Consider the following 17,120-nt stretch of genomic DNA (forward strand, 5'->3'; position numbering starts at 1 on the left):
TAGGTTATATAATCTAATTGTTGCAATACAAAATGACTGGGATCATATAGGATATTCACTCGTTTATGATTCCCTGTTGCTTCCAGAAATCGTTCAAAAGTATCACCATCATGAAGGTCTTCTCCAGGATGGATCTCATAACAGACATCTACCCCTTCCTTATCATAATGATCCAGAATAGGAAGCCATCGTTTGGCTAATTCCTGAAACCCCATCTCTACCAAACCCGGGGGGCGTTGAGGCCATGGGTGCCAGGTATGCCATAATAAGGCCCCGGAAAAGGTTGCATGGGCCTTTATTCCAAGTCGTCTGCTAGCCGTCCCGGCCTTCTTTACAACATCAATAGCCCATTCTGTACGTGCTTTAGGATTGTTCTTCACGCGGTCTGGCGCAAAATTATCGAACATAAGATCATATGCCGGGTGTACTGCCACTAACTGTCCCTGTAAATGGGTAGAAAGCTCTGTGATCTCTAAGCCGTACGAATTGATCTTCCCCTTTAGTTCATCGCAATAGTCCTGGCTATCAGCAGCCTTGTCCAGATCTATTAAAAAATGTTCCCAGGTAGGGATCTGAATACCTTTATATCCCAGGTCGGCCGCCCATTTGCACATGCCGTCCAGAGAGTTGAAGGGTGCCTTGCTATCTACAAACTGTGCTAGGAAAACCGCGGGTCCTTTTATTGTTTTCATGGAGAAAGTATTACGGAATTATTGAAATAGTCAATTTAGTCCCTTTCAGAATTAAGTCCTATATTTATTAGATAGAATGAACCAGGACCACCCCTTTTGGGAATGTCATAAATATAGGAAATACCACAGAATTAAATGAAGAATACACAGGTCATTGTGGAAAAGCACTTTGATGCCATTGTGGTTGGTACCGGGATCACCGGAGGATGGGCTGCCAAGGAGTTATGTGAGGGTGGTTTAAAAACATTAGTACTGGAGAGAGGCAGGATGGTAAAGCATGGTGAGGACTATCCTACTATGAATATGGACCCCTGGGACCTACCCAATAACAATGAACTTAGTAGGGAGGAAAGAAAGAATTATCCCAAACAATCTCGTGTTGGTTGGGCTCCAAAAGAAGACGTAAAACACTTTTTTGTAAACGATCTTGAACATCCATATCAGGAAACCAAGCGATTCGATTGGATACGCGGCTATCAGGTAGGCGGCCGATCTCTTACCTGGGGAAGACAGAGTTATCGTTGGAGCGATATTGATTTTGAGGCAAACCTCAAAGAAGGGATTGCTGTAGATTGGCCGGTGCGCTATCCGGACCTCGCCCCCTGGTATGATAAAGTGGAAACCTATATTGGAGTTAGCGGAGAAAAATTGGGCCTAAAGCAATTACCGGATGGGCAGTTTCAACCCCCAATGGACCTAACTTGTCCGGAAGAAGACCTTAAGACAGCGATGGCTGAAAAATTTGATGACGATCGTGTTTTAACTATAGGACGTGTAGCCCATATCACAGATACCAATGCACAAGTTGAAGGCAGAACAGCCTGTCAGTACAGAAATCGTTGTTGGCGAGGCTGCCCTTTCGGAGGATACTTTAGTAGTAATTCTTCTACCCTGCCAGCCGCAGAACGCACCGGTAATTTAACACTGAGACCTAACTCCATAGTTTACGAAGTGATCTATGATGATACCACCAAAAAAGCTACCGGAGTACGGATCATTGATACGGAAACACATGAAAGATTTGAGTTCTATGCAAAGGTGATCTTCTTGTGTGCCTCCGCCATGGCCAGTGTCGGCATCTTGCTACAATCTAAATCAGAACGCTTCCCGAATGGGATCGGGAATGATTATGACCAGGTAGGTAGAAATATCATGGACCATCACTACCAATTAGGAGCAACCGCTTCTGTTGAAGGATACCTGGATAAATTTTACAAAGGCAGAAGACCCAATGGTTTTTATATCCCCAGGTTTGTTAATCTGGACAATAATACCAGAAAAAGAGAATACCTGCGTGGCTTTGGCTACCAGGGAGGAGCCAGCCGTGGAGACTGGGCAGTTTCTGTGGCTGAAATGCAGTATGGTAAAGAACTAAAGGAGAATATTCTGAAACCAGGTCCCTGGCAAATAGGTGTCACCGGATTTGGAGAAATGCTCCCATATGAAGATAACAGAGTAACCCTTAGCAAAACTGAAATAGATCAATGGGGCCTACCTCAACTTGATTTTGATGTTGAATTTAAAGACAATGAATACAAAATGCGGGAAGACATACTACGTCAAATTGTTCTAATGTTTGAAGCTGCAGGATTCAGGAACATTACAACCTATGAGAATGAAACAGGACCCGGACTTGGGATACACGAGATGGGGGGAGCAAGGATGGGTTGGAATCCTCGTACGTCAGTGGTCAATAAGGACAACCAGGTACATGCGGTTCCTAATATCTATATTACAGACGGTGCTTTTATGACCTCTGCCAGTTGTGTAAATCCGTCACTAACCTATATGGCCTTTACAGCCAGAGCGGCAAACCATGCCGTGTCTCAATTTAAAAAAGGAACTTTCTCTTAACCTACTAGATTATGAAAAATGCATCAGCAAGAAACTTATGGGGCGATTTTTTAGACAAGCATCTGGAATACGCATTTGCCGAAGATCCGTCGGTAACCCATTTTTGTGATAATGAAAAAGATGCCAATACCTGTCTCAAATTGGTTCTAAAAGGAATTAAAAGAGCTACTTCACATTCTTTATTAGGCTTGCAATACAGAAAAGAACCATTACCGAAAATTGGTGATTTCACCATCATTACAGATTGGAACGGAAATGCCAAATGTATAGTACGCACTGTTGCCGTTAAATTAAAACCCTTTTTTAGCATTCGTGGATCTTATGCCAAGTTAGAAGGGGAAGGAGATAAATCTCTGGATTATTGGAAAAAGACCCATTGGGACTATTACACAAGGGAATTAGAGACCTATGGCAGGGTGCCGCGTGAAAGCATGATCATTGTATGCGAGGTGTTCGAAAAGGTCTTTGAACGGAAATAAACTTCCTAAGACTAGTCTAATTTTATCCAGACATTACCCCCTTTATGCGAGGCAACAGTAGCTTCAATAAAATTGAGTCCGCGTACGCCATCTGTCATAGTAGGGAATTCCCCATCATTGTAAGCTTCCCCACGGATAGCCTTAGCCACACCTAAATAAATATTGGCCATAGAGTCAAAGATCCCCTCAGGATGCCCGGGTGGAAGTTTAGTGCCTTCCAGTGATAATTTAGAGTTATAAGCATGCCCTGGTTTATATACCTGCATAGCTTCGGTATCACTGATCTTATAGATGTAATTGGGATTTTCCTGCTCCCATAGCAGACCAAATTTCTCGCCGTAAATACGAATAGCCAGACCATTCTCTTCTCCCGTAGCTACCTGACTGGCTCTAATGACCCCTTTTACATGGTCGCCCATGCGTATCAATGCTGTGCCGTCTACATCCATTTGGTTGTCCGAATAGAGATAATTAAAATCGCATAGTAAGGACTTTATCTTTAAACCGGTAGTATACTCAACCAGGTTAAAAGCGTGTACCCCTATATCTCCCATACAGGAGCTTATCCCGGCTTTCTTGGGATCTAATCGCCACACGGTAGAACGCTTTGCTTTATCATGAATGATCGGGTTTATCCACCCCTGATAGTAGCGGGCATCTACTTTATGGATCCTTCCTAATTCTCCGGCCTTAATCATTTCCCGCATTTGTCGTACCATGGGATAGCCGGTATACGTATGGGTAACAGCAAAGACAGTACCGGCCTTTTTATGGGCCTCCCTGAGTATTTTGGCTTCCTCATAAGTGGTAGTCATGGGTTTCTCACAAATAACATGAAAGCCATTGTCTAAAAGCTTCTTTGCCATTGGAAAGTGAAGGAAATTAGGTGTAAGAATGGCACATACCTGTATACGTTTATCCTTGGGAAGTTTTAATTCCTCTTCTACCAAGGTGTCAAAATCTTTGTAGATCCGATCTGTTGGAACGTCAATTTCTTTGGCAAACGCAATGTTTTCGTCATAGTTGGCATTAAAAACGGCACCTGTAATTGCGTAGTTATCATTTATAAAAGAGGCAACCCGGTGCAACACCCCAATAAGGGAATCGCCTCCACCACCTAATATTCCTAGTCTTATTTTTTTTGGCATTCTTGTCTTTTTATTTTTTATATTCTATTACTTCATTTTTGAAAAAGATAGCAAAAAGCAGCATTACTACAAAGGCAAAAATGGCAGGGAAGGTCCAAATATTGACCCAGTCGTGCACATTTTCTGAAACGAGGTACATATCTGAGATCTTTCCTGCTACCCAAAAACCTATGAGCATACCAAAACCATAAGTGGCCAGTGTAATTAGGCCCTGTGCCGCACTTTTAAATTTTTCACCTGCTTTAGAATCTGTATAGATCTGTCCTGATACAAAGAAGAAATCATAGCATATCCCATGCAAAGCTATTCCAAGGATCAGCATAAAGGCCAGGTCGCCTGCATTACCGTAGGCAAAAAGCAGATACCTAACTGTCCAGGCCAGCATCCCGGCAATGATGGTTAACTTAAAACCAAATCGTTTAAAAAAGAAGGGGAGTAACAACATAAACAAGACCTCTGAAGCCTGACCTATGGTCATTTTTCCAGTAGGATTGGTCATCCCTATTTCCGATAAGAACGGGTTGGCATTTTGGTAGTAAAAAGCCAGTGGAATACAAATGAGAACAGACGATATAAAGAAGATCAAAAAGTTTCTGTCTTTTAGTAATTTAAGTGCATCTAACCCCAATATGGTAGAAATACTAACTTTCTCTTCCTTAACAGCTGTGGGTGGTGTTTTGGGTAAAGTAAAACTAAAAAGACCCAATACTGCCGAGGCAATTGCTACCATTAAAAAGGTATTCTTTAGCATCCCTTCGCCCCTGGCTTCCGAAGAATCCCAAAGGAAGACATAGCTAATAATAAGTCCGGCAACGATCCATCCTATGGTTCCAAAAACACGGACTAATGCAAACTCCTTCGCCGGATCTTTCATTTGATTAAAAGAGATAGAATTCACTAAAGCCAGTGTTGGCATATAAATGATCATATACCCAAGTACATAGGGATAGAATCCTGTGAAATCTACCGAATTATACATTTGATACATAAGTACAGCACCTACGAGATGTAAAACCCCAAGAATTCTTTCTGCATTAAAATAGCGGTCGGCAATTAGTCCTATCACAAATGGAGCAATGATAGCCCCCCAGGATTGTGTTGAAAAGGCCATGGCTATTTCCCCTCCACTTGCTTTTAGGTTATCTCCTAAAAATGTGCCCAGGGTAACAAACCATCCTCCCCAAATAAAAAATTCTAGGAACATCATAAAGGACAACTGTATTTTAATTTTTGAGTTCATGCTGTCTTGTTTAATTAATTAGCGTTTGTAAAAAACATAGTCGAGCGAGATCGGTTCTATTCCATGATCCCTAAAGTCTGCCAGGATCTGTGCCCTGTGATGTGTTGAATGATTGATGATATGGAATAACATATCTTGTTTAGTGTTTATGAAAAGGCGACCCTCAGAATTTTCATAGTCAATTCTTTCCTCATAGTCATCAGTACCGGTAATGATCTCAAAGGTGGTACGCTGATTCTCATAATGGATATCTTCCCAGCTCTTTACAGCATGCTCCTGCCACACAGCAAGGGTAGCAGGAGTACCTGCGATCCTCGCATTCCATATATGATGTGCATTTAGGATATGGCTAAAAAGTTTAGTGCTTTTCTCAGGCACTTTATCTAATTGTGTACAGGCTTCTATAAGTTGCTTGTTACAAAAAAAGTTATAATCAAAGAGCTCATTAAAGAATTCTTCCATAGTTGTGTTTCTACTTTAAGTAATTTCAGCCGCAGACTTTAGCATCAGGGCTTTTGTCGCCATGATTCCTTCTGCCTCTCCTAACTCATCTCCTTCGTATTCAACGCCAATAAATCCCGTATACCCCGCATCTTTTACAATTTGCAACATTTGGGTATAATCTATATCGGTTTCATTTCCTTCTTCATCAAAATTGTGGCTCTTAGCACTAACAGCCATTGCAAAGGGCATAAGTTCCTCCACTCCTTTATACGCATCATAGATTTCGGCACATCCTTTGGAAGAATCTGCAGGATCGTTCCTGCGGATACAGAAATTTCCGAAATCTGGTAAGGTGCCACAATTATCCATTCCAACTTTGGTCATCACTTCTGTGAGCATAGCTGCATTAGATGACAGGCCTCCGTGATTTTCTACCAGTATATTTATATTCTTCTCTTTGGCATAGGCAGCTAATTGGCTTAGACCATCTACAGAATTAGGGATCCAGGCCTCAGGTTCCGTACTTCCTGCCAGGTTAACTCTAATAGCATGGCAACCCATGGCCTTGGCGGCATCTACCCATTTAAAATGGTTCTCCGCAGCCTTTTTCCGTGCTTCAGCATCTGAAGTCGCAAGGTCTCCTTGCCCATCTATCATGATCAGCACGTTTTGCATCTCGTGTTTCTCAGCTTCTGCATTCGACTTATCTACAAAGGCAGCCATTGCTTCGGCGCTATAATTACTTTCTTTTAATTCTTTATCGTATAGTTGACTAACGTATTCGAGCCCGGTAAAGCCCCATTCCTTTGCCTTGGAAGCAAATGCATAAGGGTCCATTTCACCATTCCTTATCATCCTATGTACAGACCATTGGGCAAGAGATAATTTAAAAAAGGGTTCCATAACCTCCTCCATGTCTTCCATTCCTGTTTCATCGGTTCCTTCTTTTTTAGCTTGTCTGCAGCTGTAGATCCCCAAAACGGACAGACCTATTCCAGCTGCGGTTGAATTCTTTACAAAATTTCTTCTTTTCATATTAATATTTTTTAAATAGTCTATTTGTTCTTATTTCTTTGAATATGGAAAATAGTATATCTGTATTAAAAATTGACACTTTATTTTTATAATCTAAAAAAAGCTAAAGTTTAGAAGGGATTCGGTAAGAATTAGGCCGTTTAAATGTAGAAAATTAATTTTATAATTAATACATTTAGCCGACAAACAATATACTTACATGAGTAAATTTTATTACAATGAAGAGCAAGATTCGTACGATGCCATTGTTGTTGGCACAGGTATTAGTGGGGGCTGGGCCGCCAAGGAGCTCTGCGAAAATGGTCTTAAAACACTTGTGCTGGAACGCGGAAGAATGGTAAAGCACCGCGAGGATTATCCTACCGCGAATATGGATACCTGGGACTTTCCCAATAATGGGGAATTACCCAAAGAAGAAGCGGCAAAGCAATTCAAACAAGCTCGTACAGGCTATACTGTACGATCACCACATAATTTTTGGTTCGTCAATGATCTGGAACATCCGTACAATGAAACAAAACGATTCGACTGGATGCGTGGATACCACGTTGGCGGAAGGTCTTTACTATGGGGCCGTCATAGCTATCGCTGGAGCGATCTGGACTTCGAAGCCAACAAAAAAGAAGGAATAGCCGTAGACTGGCCGGTTAGATATAAAGATATTGCGCCCTGGTATACCAAAGTTGAAACATACGTTGGGATATCTGGAGAAACCTTAGGTCTTCCACAATTGCCGGATAGTGTTTTCGAACCTATGATGGAGCTCAATTGCATAGAACAACATGTTCGGGAGAAGGTAGCCGAGAATTTTGGTGGCCGGGTAATTACCGCCGGGCGTGTTGCTCATATTAATAGTTCTAAAAAATTTGAAGGAGACGGCAGATCAAAATGTCAGTTTAGGAACAGGTGTATCAGAGGGTGTCCTTTTGGTGCCTATTTCAGTAGTAACTCCTCAACCCTTCCTGCTGCCGAGGCCACGGGAAATATGACCCTGAGACCGGATTCAATAGTGCATGAGGTAATGTATGATCCGGACACAAAAAAGGCAAGCGGGGTAAAGGTTATTGATAGGGTTACTAAAGAGACTTTTGAATTTAAGGCCAGGGTAATATTCCTATGTGCTTCTGCAATCGCCTCTTCATCCATACTAATGCAATCTAAGTCTGACCGATTCCCAAATGGTATGGGCAATGACTCGGATCAGCTGGGAAGGAATATAATGGATCATCATCTGGGGGTTGGTGCTGCCGGAAAATATGATGGGTATGAGGATAAGTTTTATAAAGGAAGAAAGCCCAACGGTATCTATGTGCCACGCTTCCGTAATATAGGCGGAAATTCTAATACAAAAGCTTTTAAACGAGGTTATGGTTATCAGGGCAGTGGAAGCCGGGGTAACTGGGAAGATGTAGTTTCGGAATTGTCTCATGGAAAAGACCTGAAAGAGGCTATCCTTAAGCCAGGAGGTTGGACCTTCGGAATGAGTGGTTTTGGTGAAGTTCTTCCGTACGAGGACAACAGGATGACCTTAGATTATGACAAATTAGATGGTTGGGGTCTGCCAACAGTTACCTTCGATGCCGAGTTTAAGGAAAATGAGTGGAAGATGCGGGAAGATATGAAAGAACAGGCCTATGAAATGCTTACAAAAGCAGGATTAAGAGATGTTGAGACCTTTGACAGACCAGGAGCCCTTGGTTTGGGGATTCACGAAATGGGGACAGCCAGAATGGGACGCGACCCTAAAACATCCGTGCTCAACGGATATAACCAGGTTCATGCAGTAAAGAATGTATATGTCACCGATGGTGCCTTTATGACCTCCGCTGCTTGCGTAAACCCATCATTGACCTATATGGCATTTACGGCCCGCGCTGCCAACCATGCCGCTGAACAACTTAAAAAAGGACTACTGTAATGGATAGAAGAATAGCATTAAAAAATATGGGATTGGCACTGGGTTATACGATAGCCACCCCTACATTATTATCGCTTGTCCAGGGATGTAATGAAGTAAAAACGGAAGACTGGACCCCCGACTTTTTTACGAAAGAAGAAGGAAATGTTCTTATTAAGCTGGTAGATATCATTCTACCAAAAACAGATACCCCTTCTGCTTCTGAAGTCAATGTTCATGTATTCATTGATAGATTTACAAATGAGATCGTGGAAGAGATTATGCAGGATATGACAAAATTGTCTCTTAATAAGTTCATTAAAAAGGCCCTAACGGAATCCGGAAAGGAGAAATCCGAGGAATTAACTTCTGAAGACCTGGAACCCGTTCTGGCAGCAGCCTTGCAAGTAACAGAAGAAGAGGAAATTGAAAATATGGAACTGATGATCAAAAATACTTCGGCCGCTGCCAAGGGAGAAAATGACGCTGTCCCTGACGAGGTCATGAGATACTCTTTTACTAAGAATTTGCGCGATATGACTATCTGGGGATATAAAACCTCTGAATATGTAGGGGAAAATGTGTTGGCATACCTACCAGTACCAGGGGAATATATAGGATGTGGGGACCTTAACGAACTTACCGGAGGTAAGGATTGGTCCCTTTAATTTAAGCCTTTGAAAAGAAGAAGTTTTATTTTAAAATCGGCATTGGCCACCAGCACCCTGTCCATGACAGGGTTTTCTGTCTTTGGTCAGATCCCTAAAGAAAAACCTAAATACCATTTTCAATTAAAATATGCTCCGCATATTGGCATGTTCCGTGAAAGTGCCGGGGACGACCCTATTGCCCAACTCAACTTTATGGCAGATCAGGGCTTTGCCGCTTTTGAGGACAACGGAATGATGGATAGGCCTGTAGATATGCAAGTGGCTATGGCAAAGGTCATGAAAGATAGGAGTCTGGAAATGGGAGTATTTGTTGCACACAAGATCTATTGGGATTCCCCCAATCTGGCATCGGGCAACAAAGAAAAACGAGCAGAATTCCTGGAATATATAAGAAAGGCCGTGGAGGTTGCTAAAAGAGTAGGAGCAAAATGGATGACGGTAGTACCCGGCCATAGAGATCTTAAACTTGGAATGGGATATCAAACCGTCCATGTAGTTGAATCATTGAAACAAGCGGCAGCTATTCTGGAGCCACATGGACTGGTCATGGTTCTTGAACCGCTAAATTTTAGGAACCATCCGGGTCTGTTCTTAACGGAAAGTCCGCAAGCCTATGAGATCTGTAAAGCTGTGGCATCCCCCTCCTGTAAAATTTTGTTCGACATCTACCATCAACAAATACAGGAAGGCAATTTAATTCCCAACATAGAAGCATGCTGGGATGAGATCGCCTATTTTCAATTAGGAGACAACCCCGGGAGAAATGAACCTACCACCGGTGAAATAAATTACCAAAATGTCCTGAAATTTATTAATACCAAAGGTTTTACAGGAATCCTTGGGATGGAGCACGGAAATTCCATGGCCGGAATTCCCGGAGAAGAGGCCGTGATCCAAGCCTATAAATTGGTTGATCCAAAGCCCTGAATAGACATATAAAAAGTTACAGCCCCAGCCAACAATGCATAACAATAACTAAACATATAGCATGCTCACTTCTATAAACCCAAAATTACCTATGCGTAGCAAAAAAGTTACCTATGATTACTACATAAACAAATTGGGATTTAAAGTGGTTGGAAATACAGAATACGATGATTATTTGATGATACAAAAAGATCAAATTGAAATTCATCTTTTTAGGTTTGAAGAACTAAAACCAAAAGAGAATTACGGGCAAGTATATATACGAACAACTAATATTGATCTAGTTTATAAATCCTTTTTGGATAATAATATTCGCATTCATCCCAATGGATATTTAGAAGAAAAACCTTGGGGTCAAAAGGAGTTTTCAATTCTGGATCCGGATCATAACTTACTTACTTTTGGCCAGCCTATAACCAAATGATGTGTATAAAATTGGCTATTCTTTTACAATCTCCTCATCCAAAAATAACTTTTGATGCGTATATATGAAAAGGTATTCACTTTACGGGCATGGATTATTACTTCCTACTTCTTCTTATTTATATCGCCCTCATGGTGATATCTCACAAGGCCATAAAGCCTTATTTTGATAAATAAACTTCCCTCATTCAATTTTTACATAAAACAAAATACCCCGGATATACGCTATTATTGGGGATCAGCGTTTCCGAGGCATCTTTTAATAAACACTAGTCTTTACCTAAGACATAAGTTGGTTTCGTTCATTTATCATTCAGTGCATTATATCTTAAGATCCACACATCAGACAATCGTCATCTGCTTCACCGGCTTTAGCCTGGGCTATTAAAGCTTTCATTTCTTCCGGTGACAAGGGGGTTACATCTGCTTCTTCCTTTTGAACAGGCGTTGTTTGTACCTGTAGTGCTTCAGCAGCCTTCGGATCTGGTGTTGTTGCCGCCATTACCTCAGCTTCAGCCGCAATACTTACCGGAACTTCTTTTTTCTTTGTGTTGTCCAGGGTAAATTTAATGGCATCTACAGCCGCTTTGGTCCTGAGATAGTACATGCCCGTTTTTAAACCGCTTTTCCAGGCGTAGAAATGCATGGAAGTAAGTTTAGAGTAATTGGCATTCTCCATAAACAAGTTCAATGACTGGCTCTGGTCTATAAAATACCCCCGCTGTCTAGACATGTCAATGATGTCTTTCATGCTCAACTCCCAGACTGTTTTATACAACTCCTTAATGTCTTCCGGGATTCCCTTGATATTCTGTACAGAACCGTTGGCCCGCATCAATTCTTGCTTTAAATTTTCATTCCACAAGCCTAATTCAACAAGGTCTTCCAGCAGGTGTTTGTTTACCACTATAAATTCACCGGAAAGCACCCTTCTCGTATAAATATTGGAGGTATAAGGTTCAAAACACTCATTATTCCCCAGGATCTGTGAGGTAGAAGCAGTAGGCATAGGGGCTACCAAAAGGGAATTTCGAACTCCGTGTTTTTTTACATTTTTACGAAGTTTGTCCCAGTCCCAACGGCCGGATAATTCCTCGTCCTTAATTCCCCAGAGGTTGTGCTGAAACTTCCCTTCGGAAATAGGAGATCCCTTGAAGGTAGTATAGGGTCCCTCTTCTTTAGACGCTTCCATAGATGCTGTTACGGCAGCGAAGTACAGCGTTTCAAAGATCTCCTGATTGAGCTTTCTTGCCTCATCACTTGTAAAAGGTAGTCTAAGCAAGATAAATGCATCTGCTAACCCTTGTACGCCCAAGCCTATGGGTCTGTGACGCATGTTAGAATTTTCTGCTTCCTTAATAGGATAGTAATTTCGGTCTATGACCTTGTTCAGGTTTTTAGTTACTCTTTTGGTAACACGGAATAGTTCTTTGTGATCAAAACTTCCATTCTTAATAAACATTGGCAAAGCAATGGAAGCCAGGTTGCATACAGCCACTTCATCCGGGGAAGTGTATTCCATGATCTCCGTACATAAGTTGGAAGATCTGATGGTTCCCAGATTCTTTTGGTTGCTCTTACGGTTAGCCGCGTCCTTATATAACATATAAGGCGTGCCAGTTTCTATCTGTGATTCAAGGATCTTTTCCCAAAGCTCTCTGGCTCTGATTGTTTTTCTTCCTTTGCTTTCGGCCTCATATCGAGTGTATAATTCCTCAAATTCCTCACTGTGGGTAGTAAACAATCCGGGGCATTCATTAGGACACATAAGGGTCCAATCCCCATCGGCCTCTACTCGTTTCATAAACAGATCCGGGATCCACATGGCATAGAAAAGGTCGCGTGCACGCATTTCTTCCTTTCCATGGTTCTTTTTCAACTCCAGGAATTCGAAAATGTCTGCATGCCATGGTTCTATATAAATTGCAAAGCTGCCTTTTCTCTTTCCACCGCCCTGATCTACATACCGCGCAGTATCATTGAAAACCTGAAGCATTGGAACAATTCCATTGGAGGTGCCATTGGTGCCCGCAATGTATGAGCCTGTAGCTCTTACATTGTGAATAGACAAGCCTATTCCTCCCGCAGACTGTGATATTTTAGCCGTATTTTTTAGGGTATCATAAATGCCGTCAATACTATCGTCTTTCATTGCCAGTAAGAAGCAGGAAGACATCTGAGGTTTTGGGGTACCTGAATTAAACAAGGTGGGCGTAGCATGTGTAAAATATTTTTTGGACATAAGCTCGTAAGTCTCCATAGCTGACTCCAGATCATTCAAATGGATGCCAATAGAAACCCGCATAAGCATATGTTGAGGTCTTTCAGCGATCTTCCCATTTAACTTTAGGAGATAGGATCTTTCCAAGGTTTTAAAACCGAAATAATCATACCCAAAATCGCGGTTGTAAATGATGGTAGAATCTAGAACCTCTGCATTTTCTGAAATAACTTTAAATACCTCATCAGACAACAAGGGGGCCTTTTTCCCCGTTCTGGGATTCACGTATTCGTGTAAGTCCTTCATGGTTTCGGAGAACGACTTTTTAGTATTCTTGTGTAAGTTGGAGACAGAGATACGCGCAGCGAGTTTAGCGTAATCTGGATGTGCTGTTGTTAAGGTGGCCGAAATCTCAGCAGCCAAATTATCTAGTTCTGATGTGGTTACCCCATCATACAGGCCCTCAATAACCCGCATGGCCACTTTAACCGGATCTACAAGGTCATTAAGGCCATAACACAATTTACGTACACGGGCCGTGATCTTGTCAAACATCATTAGCTCTTTTCTGCCGTCTCTTTTTACTACAAACATGTTTCTACAAATATTAAATTAGAATATATGGTTGGTTTAAGTCCTTTGTGAAAAACTCAACATTTTTAAAATAAGCCACAAAAAAACCCGGGTTACTCAGGGTTTTTATGAACGGTTCAATTAAAAGTCAGCGTCGAAGCTGATCTTTTGAGAATCCGAATCTTGTTCTTTATTTAAGACACCGGCTTTTTGATATTCGGATACGCGTTTTTCAAAGAAGTTCGTTTTCCCCTGAAGAGAGATCATATCCATAAAATCAAATGGGTTGGTAGCGTTAAATACCTTTTCACATTCGAGTTCTACCAGGAGCCTGTCTGTTACAAACTCCAGATATTGGGTCATTAACTTGGCGTTCATCCCAATAAGACTTGCTGGTAAGGATTCTGTGATGAATTCGCGTTCTATATTCAAGGCATCTACAAGAATCTCGGTAATGCGTTCTTTTGATACTTTATTGACTAAATGCTTAGTGTGAAGATGCACAGCGTAATCGCAATGCATGCCTTCATCTCTCGAAATTAATTCGTTAGAGAAGGTAAGTCCAGGCATAAGCCCTCTTTTCTTTAACCAGAATATGGAACAAAATGCTCCGGAGAAAAATATCCCTTCAACGGCTGCAAATGCAATAAGACGCTCGGCAAAGCTGGGAGAATCTATCCATTTTAGTGCCCAATCTGCTTTTTTCTTGATAGCCGGGAAATTTTCAATAGCTTTAAATAGCATATTCTTTTCCTTTTCATCTTTAACGTAAGTATCTATCAAGAGGGAATATGTCTCAGAATGGATGTTTTCCATCATGATCTGAAAGCCATAGAAGAATTTAGCTTCTGAATACTGTACTTCGTTTACAAAATTTTCTGCAAGGTTCTCATTAACTATCCCGTCTGAAGCTGCAAAAAATGCTAAAATGTGCTTAATGAAATACTTCTCATCACCATTTAGTTTATTATTCCAATCGGCTAGATCCTGATGAAGATCTATTTCCTCAGCGGTCCAAAAACAGGCTTCACATTTCTTATACCATTCCCAAAGATCATGATGCTTAATTGGAAAAATTACAAATCTATCTTCATTTTCTTCTAGGATTGGTTCTAAGAGTTTTGACATTTCTTGTTCTTATTAGTGTTAGTTTTTGAGTAAAAAAGTGGATCGAGCTGGGACTAACAAAGATTAGAAAATGTTATTAAATTGTAAAGTCTGTTTCATGATAACAGGCTCAAAGTTTTTAACACAGCATGTTGAAATCTAGGCTCGCCTGCTATGTTTGTTACCCTTATGTACAACTGTTATCCTGTATAAATTTTTTTAACAACTTCAACAGTTAAAGAATAGACCAAAAAGTATATTAGAATATGCTAGTTTTTGTTGTAGCACAAACCTCTCTTGCAACGTACTGTCTATGGGGATTAATAGGAATAGGTCCATGCATTTCTTTTAAAGATCTGTTGTCTGTTTCATTTAATAGCAATTCATACAAAATCTTAAAGAAAGAACAGATCTTCATTGATAAAAAGTCAATGGAGAACATATTAACTATGTTGCCAGATCGAAAATTGAGAAAAAAACAAACGAAGTATTTCTGTACAAGAGTGAGACATGTACAGATAAAAATAAAAACCTGAAGTGGTTTTGTTTTACTTGGGAAGATCGTTGCTCAGAGCAGTACTTTCCTGAAGCAATGACTCAGTATCATTAATCTCCATTGCAACCTTTTCATTGGCTGCTGCCCTATCCCTGTTTTCTGTAATGGACGCAATGATAAGTACGAACACTAATAAAATAAATAAAAGAACACATTTTCTCATTGTGGGGGTAATTGGTTGTGTCATTTGTCCTTCTAAACATCATTAATACATCAAAAACAGTATAAGATGAATATTAGGGATAGGGAAAGTAGGCAATGTATCAGGGGGATAAAAAATATTCCGTTAACGGTATAAAATACTCTATGAACTACCTTCTATTGTTTCGATGAATGGTATTCCTGGGCTACTTCTTCTAACTCTTTATACCATTTTTTTCCAAATTTTCGGATAAGAGCATCTTTTACAAACCGGTATACAGGAACCTTAAGACTTTCTCCTAACTGACAGGCGGGATCGCAGAGTTGCCATTTGTGATAATTAACGGCTCTTAATTCTGTATACTCAGTAACACGGATGGGATATAGATGGCACGAAACCGGTTTCTTCCAGCTTGTTGCCCCTTTTTCATAGGCCTCCTCCAGGCCACATTTAGCAACGCCATGATCATTAAATATCACATACGCACATTCGCTGTTACCAACAAGCGGAGTTTCCCATTCTCCATCTTCTCCTTTTACAAATGCCCCTTGCGCTTCAATGGCTTCAATTCCTTCAGGACGAAGAAATGGCTTTACCTTGGCATATATATCTACCAGGATTTCTGTTTCTTTGTCCTCAAGTGGAGCGCCGGCATCACCGTCTACACAGCACGCTCCCTTGCAGGCAGATAGATTGCACACAAAGTCTTTCTCAATGATCTCTTCTGAAACCAGTGTTTTCCCTACTTGGAACATCTTCTTTAAGTAAGCGTCAAAGATACTTTTTTAACCTGTATTTCCCCTTATAATATTTGTATTGACGACCTGCCACAAACTCAAAATATATACTACTTTTGCACAACTTTAAAAGCCTATGGTAATGCATTTGAACTTCAGGGAAATAGCAACTGCCAGCATAGTTCTGTTTGCTGTTATTGATATTGTTGGGAGTATTCCCATTATCATAAATCTGCGAAAAAAAGTGGGCCATATTCACTCAGAGAAAGCGTCTATTGTCGCCGGGTGCATAATGGTAGCTTTTCTGTTTGTGGGGGAGGAAATCCTGAAATTGATTAGGATAGACGTGTATTCCTTTGCGGTAGCCGGGGCTTTTATTATATTCTTTTTGGCGATAGAGATGATCCTTGGGATCACCCTTTACCGCGATGACGAACCAGAGTCTGCCTCTATAGTGCCTATTGCTTTTCCGCTAATTGCCGGAGCGGGCACTATGACAGCTCTCTTATCCTTGCGTGCTGAATTTTATGTGGAAAACATCATAGCAGCCATTATCGTCAATATTATTTTTGTCTACCTGGTTTTAAAATCGTCTGCCAAGATTGAACGTGTCATGGGGAAAGGCGGACTAAGTGTTGTCAGAAAAGTATTTGGGGTCATTTTATTGGCAATAGCAGTTAAATTATTTGCCACGAACATTAATCAATTATTTCCATAAATTGGTGTTCCTATAGGAATACAACTCACAATAAAGCGAAAGAATGAATAAAAAAGTTACCGTTGTTCTTATCATTTTAGCCATCGGCCTAATTGCCTATAATGCGACGATCATTGATTTTTCGGATCCACTGGGTCAGGATAGTATTATTGCTGTTATAGGTGTTGTGGCGGCCCTGTGCGCTATTGTTCTTCTTATTATTCTTCTTACCTCCTGGAATATCCAGAAAAAGATTGACGAGGATTAGATTTCTCCT

At 40.9% G+C, this 17,120-nt stretch carries 17 protein-coding genes; 8 read left to right on the forward strand and 9 right to left on the reverse strand.

Annotated features, from left to right (window positions below):
- A partial coding sequence (locus tag Q0X72_RS00895) for a sugar phosphate isomerase/epimerase (protein WP_297760668.1) occupies nt 1-692 on the reverse strand: 692 nt, incomplete at its 3' end.
- A 135-nt stretch (nt 693-827) separates the two neighbouring features.
- Between Q0X72_RS00895 and Q0X72_RS00900 the strand changes: the two genes are divergently transcribed.
- Both Q0X72_RS00900 and Q0X72_RS00905 read left to right on the forward strand, forming a co-directional pair.
- Nucleotides 828-2,546 carry a GMC family oxidoreductase gene (locus tag Q0X72_RS00900; RefSeq protein WP_297760671.1) on the forward strand — a complete coding sequence of 573 codons (1,719 nt, stop codon included), beginning with the start codon at nt 828-830 and terminating at the stop codon, nt 2,544-2,546.
- An 11-nt stretch (nt 2,547-2,557) separates the two neighbouring features.
- Entirely contained in the window at nt 2,558-3,025 is a 468-nt protein-coding gene (locus tag Q0X72_RS00905; RefSeq protein WP_297760674.1) for an ASCH domain-containing protein, read from the forward strand.
- An 11-nt stretch (nt 3,026-3,036) separates the two neighbouring features.
- On the opposite strand, the gene Q0X72_RS00910 is transcribed toward Q0X72_RS00905, so the two are convergent.
- From Q0X72_RS00910 to Q0X72_RS00925, 4 genes are read right to left on the reverse strand one after another with little or no spacing between them, the layout of a single operon-like run.
- On the reverse strand, nt 3,037-4,173 hold the full coding sequence (locus tag Q0X72_RS00910) for a Gfo/Idh/MocA family oxidoreductase (RefSeq protein WP_297760677.1): 1,137 nt from the start codon (nt 4,171-4,173) through the stop codon (nt 3,037-3,039).
- 10 nt (nt 4,174-4,183) lie between these two features.
- Nucleotides 4,184-5,413 (reverse strand): nucleoside permease, encoded by a 1,230-nt coding sequence (locus Q0X72_RS00915; RefSeq protein ID WP_297760680.1) that lies wholly within the window; start codon nt 5,411-5,413, stop codon nt 4,184-4,186.
- Between the two features lie 18 nt (nt 5,414-5,431).
- Nucleotides 5,432-5,875: a DinB family protein gene (locus Q0X72_RS00920; RefSeq protein WP_297760684.1), complete on the reverse strand. Its 444-nt coding sequence runs from the start codon at nt 5,873-5,875 to the stop codon at nt 5,432-5,434.
- Nucleotides 5,876-5,890: 15 nt separating this feature from the next.
- Nucleotides 5,891-6,892, reverse strand: a complete 1,002-nt coding sequence (locus tag Q0X72_RS00925; protein ID WP_297760687.1) for a sugar phosphate isomerase/epimerase — start codon at nt 6,890-6,892, stop codon at nt 5,891-5,893.
- A gap of 199 nt (nt 6,893-7,091) precedes the next feature.
- Between Q0X72_RS00925 and Q0X72_RS00930 the strand changes: the two genes are divergently transcribed.
- From Q0X72_RS00930 to Q0X72_RS00945, 4 genes are all read left to right on the forward strand, one after another.
- Nucleotides 7,092-8,810: a GMC family oxidoreductase gene (locus tag Q0X72_RS00930; RefSeq protein WP_297760690.1), complete on the forward strand. Its 1,719-nt coding sequence runs from the start codon at nt 7,092-7,094 to the stop codon at nt 8,808-8,810.
- A complete protein-coding gene (locus Q0X72_RS00935) occupies nt 8,810-9,457 on the forward strand; it encodes a gluconate 2-dehydrogenase subunit 3 family protein (RefSeq protein WP_297760693.1) in 648 nt (215 codons plus the stop codon). Before Q0X72_RS00930 ends, Q0X72_RS00935 begins: the two co-directional genes overlap by 1 nt.
- A gap of 9 nt (nt 9,458-9,466) precedes the next feature.
- Nucleotides 9,467-10,387 carry a TIM barrel protein gene (locus Q0X72_RS00940; RefSeq protein ID WP_297760695.1) on the forward strand — a complete coding sequence of 307 codons (921 nt, stop codon included), beginning with the start codon at nt 9,467-9,469 and terminating at the stop codon, nt 10,385-10,387.
- A 61-nt stretch (nt 10,388-10,448) separates the two neighbouring features.
- A complete protein-coding gene (locus tag Q0X72_RS00945) occupies nt 10,449-10,811 on the forward strand; it encodes a VOC family protein (protein WP_297760698.1) in 363 nt (120 codons plus the stop codon).
- 327 nt (nt 10,812-11,138) lie between these two features.
- Here the strand turns inward: Q0X72_RS00945 and Q0X72_RS00950 are convergent, their stop codons facing one another.
- The 4 genes from Q0X72_RS00950 to Q0X72_RS00965 all read right to left on the reverse strand — a co-directional run bounded on the left by Q0X72_RS00950 (nt 11,139) and on the right by Q0X72_RS00965 (nt 16,164).
- The gene (locus tag Q0X72_RS00950; RefSeq protein ID WP_297760701.1) at nt 11,139-13,625 is read right to left on the reverse strand and encodes a ribonucleoside-diphosphate reductase subunit alpha; all 2,487 of its coding nucleotides are present in this window, start codon (nt 13,623-13,625) and stop codon (nt 11,139-11,141) included.
- Between the two features lie 120 nt (nt 13,626-13,745).
- Entirely contained in the window at nt 13,746-14,732 is a 987-nt protein-coding gene (locus Q0X72_RS00955; RefSeq protein WP_297760704.1) for a ribonucleotide-diphosphate reductase subunit beta, read from the reverse strand.
- 527 nt (nt 14,733-15,259) lie between these two features.
- The gene (locus Q0X72_RS00960; protein ID WP_297760706.1) at nt 15,260-15,430 is read right to left on the reverse strand and encodes a hypothetical protein; all 171 of its coding nucleotides are present in this window, start codon (nt 15,428-15,430) and stop codon (nt 15,260-15,262) included.
- 155 nt (nt 15,431-15,585) lie between these two features.
- A complete protein-coding gene (locus Q0X72_RS00965; RefSeq protein WP_297760709.1) occupies nt 15,586-16,164 on the reverse strand; it encodes a DUF3109 family protein in 579 nt (192 codons plus the stop codon).
- Nucleotides 16,165-16,288: 124 nt separating this feature from the next.
- Here Q0X72_RS00965 and Q0X72_RS00970 point away from each other — a divergent pair, with 124 nt between their 5' ends.
- Entirely contained in the window at nt 16,289-16,864 is a 576-nt protein-coding gene (locus tag Q0X72_RS00970; RefSeq protein WP_297760711.1) for a MarC family protein, read from the forward strand.
- 43 nt (nt 16,865-16,907) lie between these two features.
- Nucleotides 16,908-17,111 (forward strand): hypothetical protein, encoded by a 204-nt coding sequence (locus Q0X72_RS00975; protein ID WP_297760714.1) that lies wholly within the window; start codon nt 16,908-16,910, stop codon nt 17,109-17,111.
- Nucleotides 17,112-17,120 lie beyond the last annotated feature (9 nt).

It is taken from the genome of uncultured Muriicola sp., assembly GCF_947258935.1.
GTDB lineage: Bacteria > Bacteroidota > Bacteroidia > Flavobacteriales > Flavobacteriaceae > Muriicola.

Bases quoted from the DNA above. Each gene is read 5' to 3' on its own strand.
- Q0X72_RS00975 (WP_297760714.1), top strand. From the start codon at position 16,908: ATGAATAAAAAAGTTACCGTTGTTCTTATCATTTTAGCCATCGGCCTA.
- Q0X72_RS00900 (WP_297760671.1), top strand. From the start codon at position 828: ATGAAGAATACACAGGTCATTGTGGAAAAGCACTTTGATGCCATTGTG.
- Q0X72_RS00950 (WP_297760701.1), bottom strand. From the start codon at position 13,625: ATGTTTGTAGTAAAAAGAGACGGCAGAAAAGAGCTAATGATGTTTGAC.
- Q0X72_RS00970 (WP_297760711.1), top strand. From the start codon at position 16,289: ATGCATTTGAACTTCAGGGAAATAGCAACTGCCAGCATAGTTCTGTTT.
- Q0X72_RS00905 (WP_297760674.1), top strand. From the start codon at position 2,558: ATGAAAAATGCATCAGCAAGAAACTTATGGGGCGATTTTTTAGACAAG.
- Q0X72_RS00935 (WP_297760693.1), top strand. From the start codon at position 8,810: ATGGATAGAAGAATAGCATTAAAAAATATGGGATTGGCACTGGGTTAT.
- Q0X72_RS00945 (WP_297760698.1), top strand. From the start codon at position 10,449: ATGCTCACTTCTATAAACCCAAAATTACCTATGCGTAGCAAAAAAGTT.
- Q0X72_RS00910 (WP_297760677.1), bottom strand. From the start codon at position 4,173: ATGCCAAAAAAAATAAGACTAGGAATATTAGGTGGTGGAGGCGATTCC.
- Q0X72_RS00960 (WP_297760706.1), bottom strand. From the start codon at position 15,430: ATGAGAAAATGTGTTCTTTTATTTATTTTATTAGTGTTCGTACTTATC.
- Q0X72_RS00925 (WP_297760687.1), bottom strand. From the start codon at position 6,892: ATGAAAAGAAGAAATTTTGTAAAGAATTCAACCGCAGCTGGAATAGGT.
- Q0X72_RS00965 (WP_297760709.1), bottom strand. From the start codon at position 16,164: ATGTTCCAAGTAGGGAAAACACTGGTTTCAGAAGAGATCATTGAGAAA.
- Q0X72_RS00920 (WP_297760684.1), bottom strand. From the start codon at position 5,875: ATGGAAGAATTCTTTAATGAGCTCTTTGATTATAACTTTTTTTGTAAC.
- Q0X72_RS00915 (WP_297760680.1), bottom strand. From the start codon at position 5,413: ATGAACTCAAAAATTAAAATACAGTTGTCCTTTATGATGTTCCTAGAA.
- Q0X72_RS00955 (WP_297760704.1), bottom strand. From the start codon at position 14,732: ATGTCAAAACTCTTAGAACCAATCCTAGAAGAAAATGAAGATAGATTT.
- Q0X72_RS00930 (WP_297760690.1), top strand. From the start codon at position 7,092: ATGAGTAAATTTTATTACAATGAAGAGCAAGATTCGTACGATGCCATT.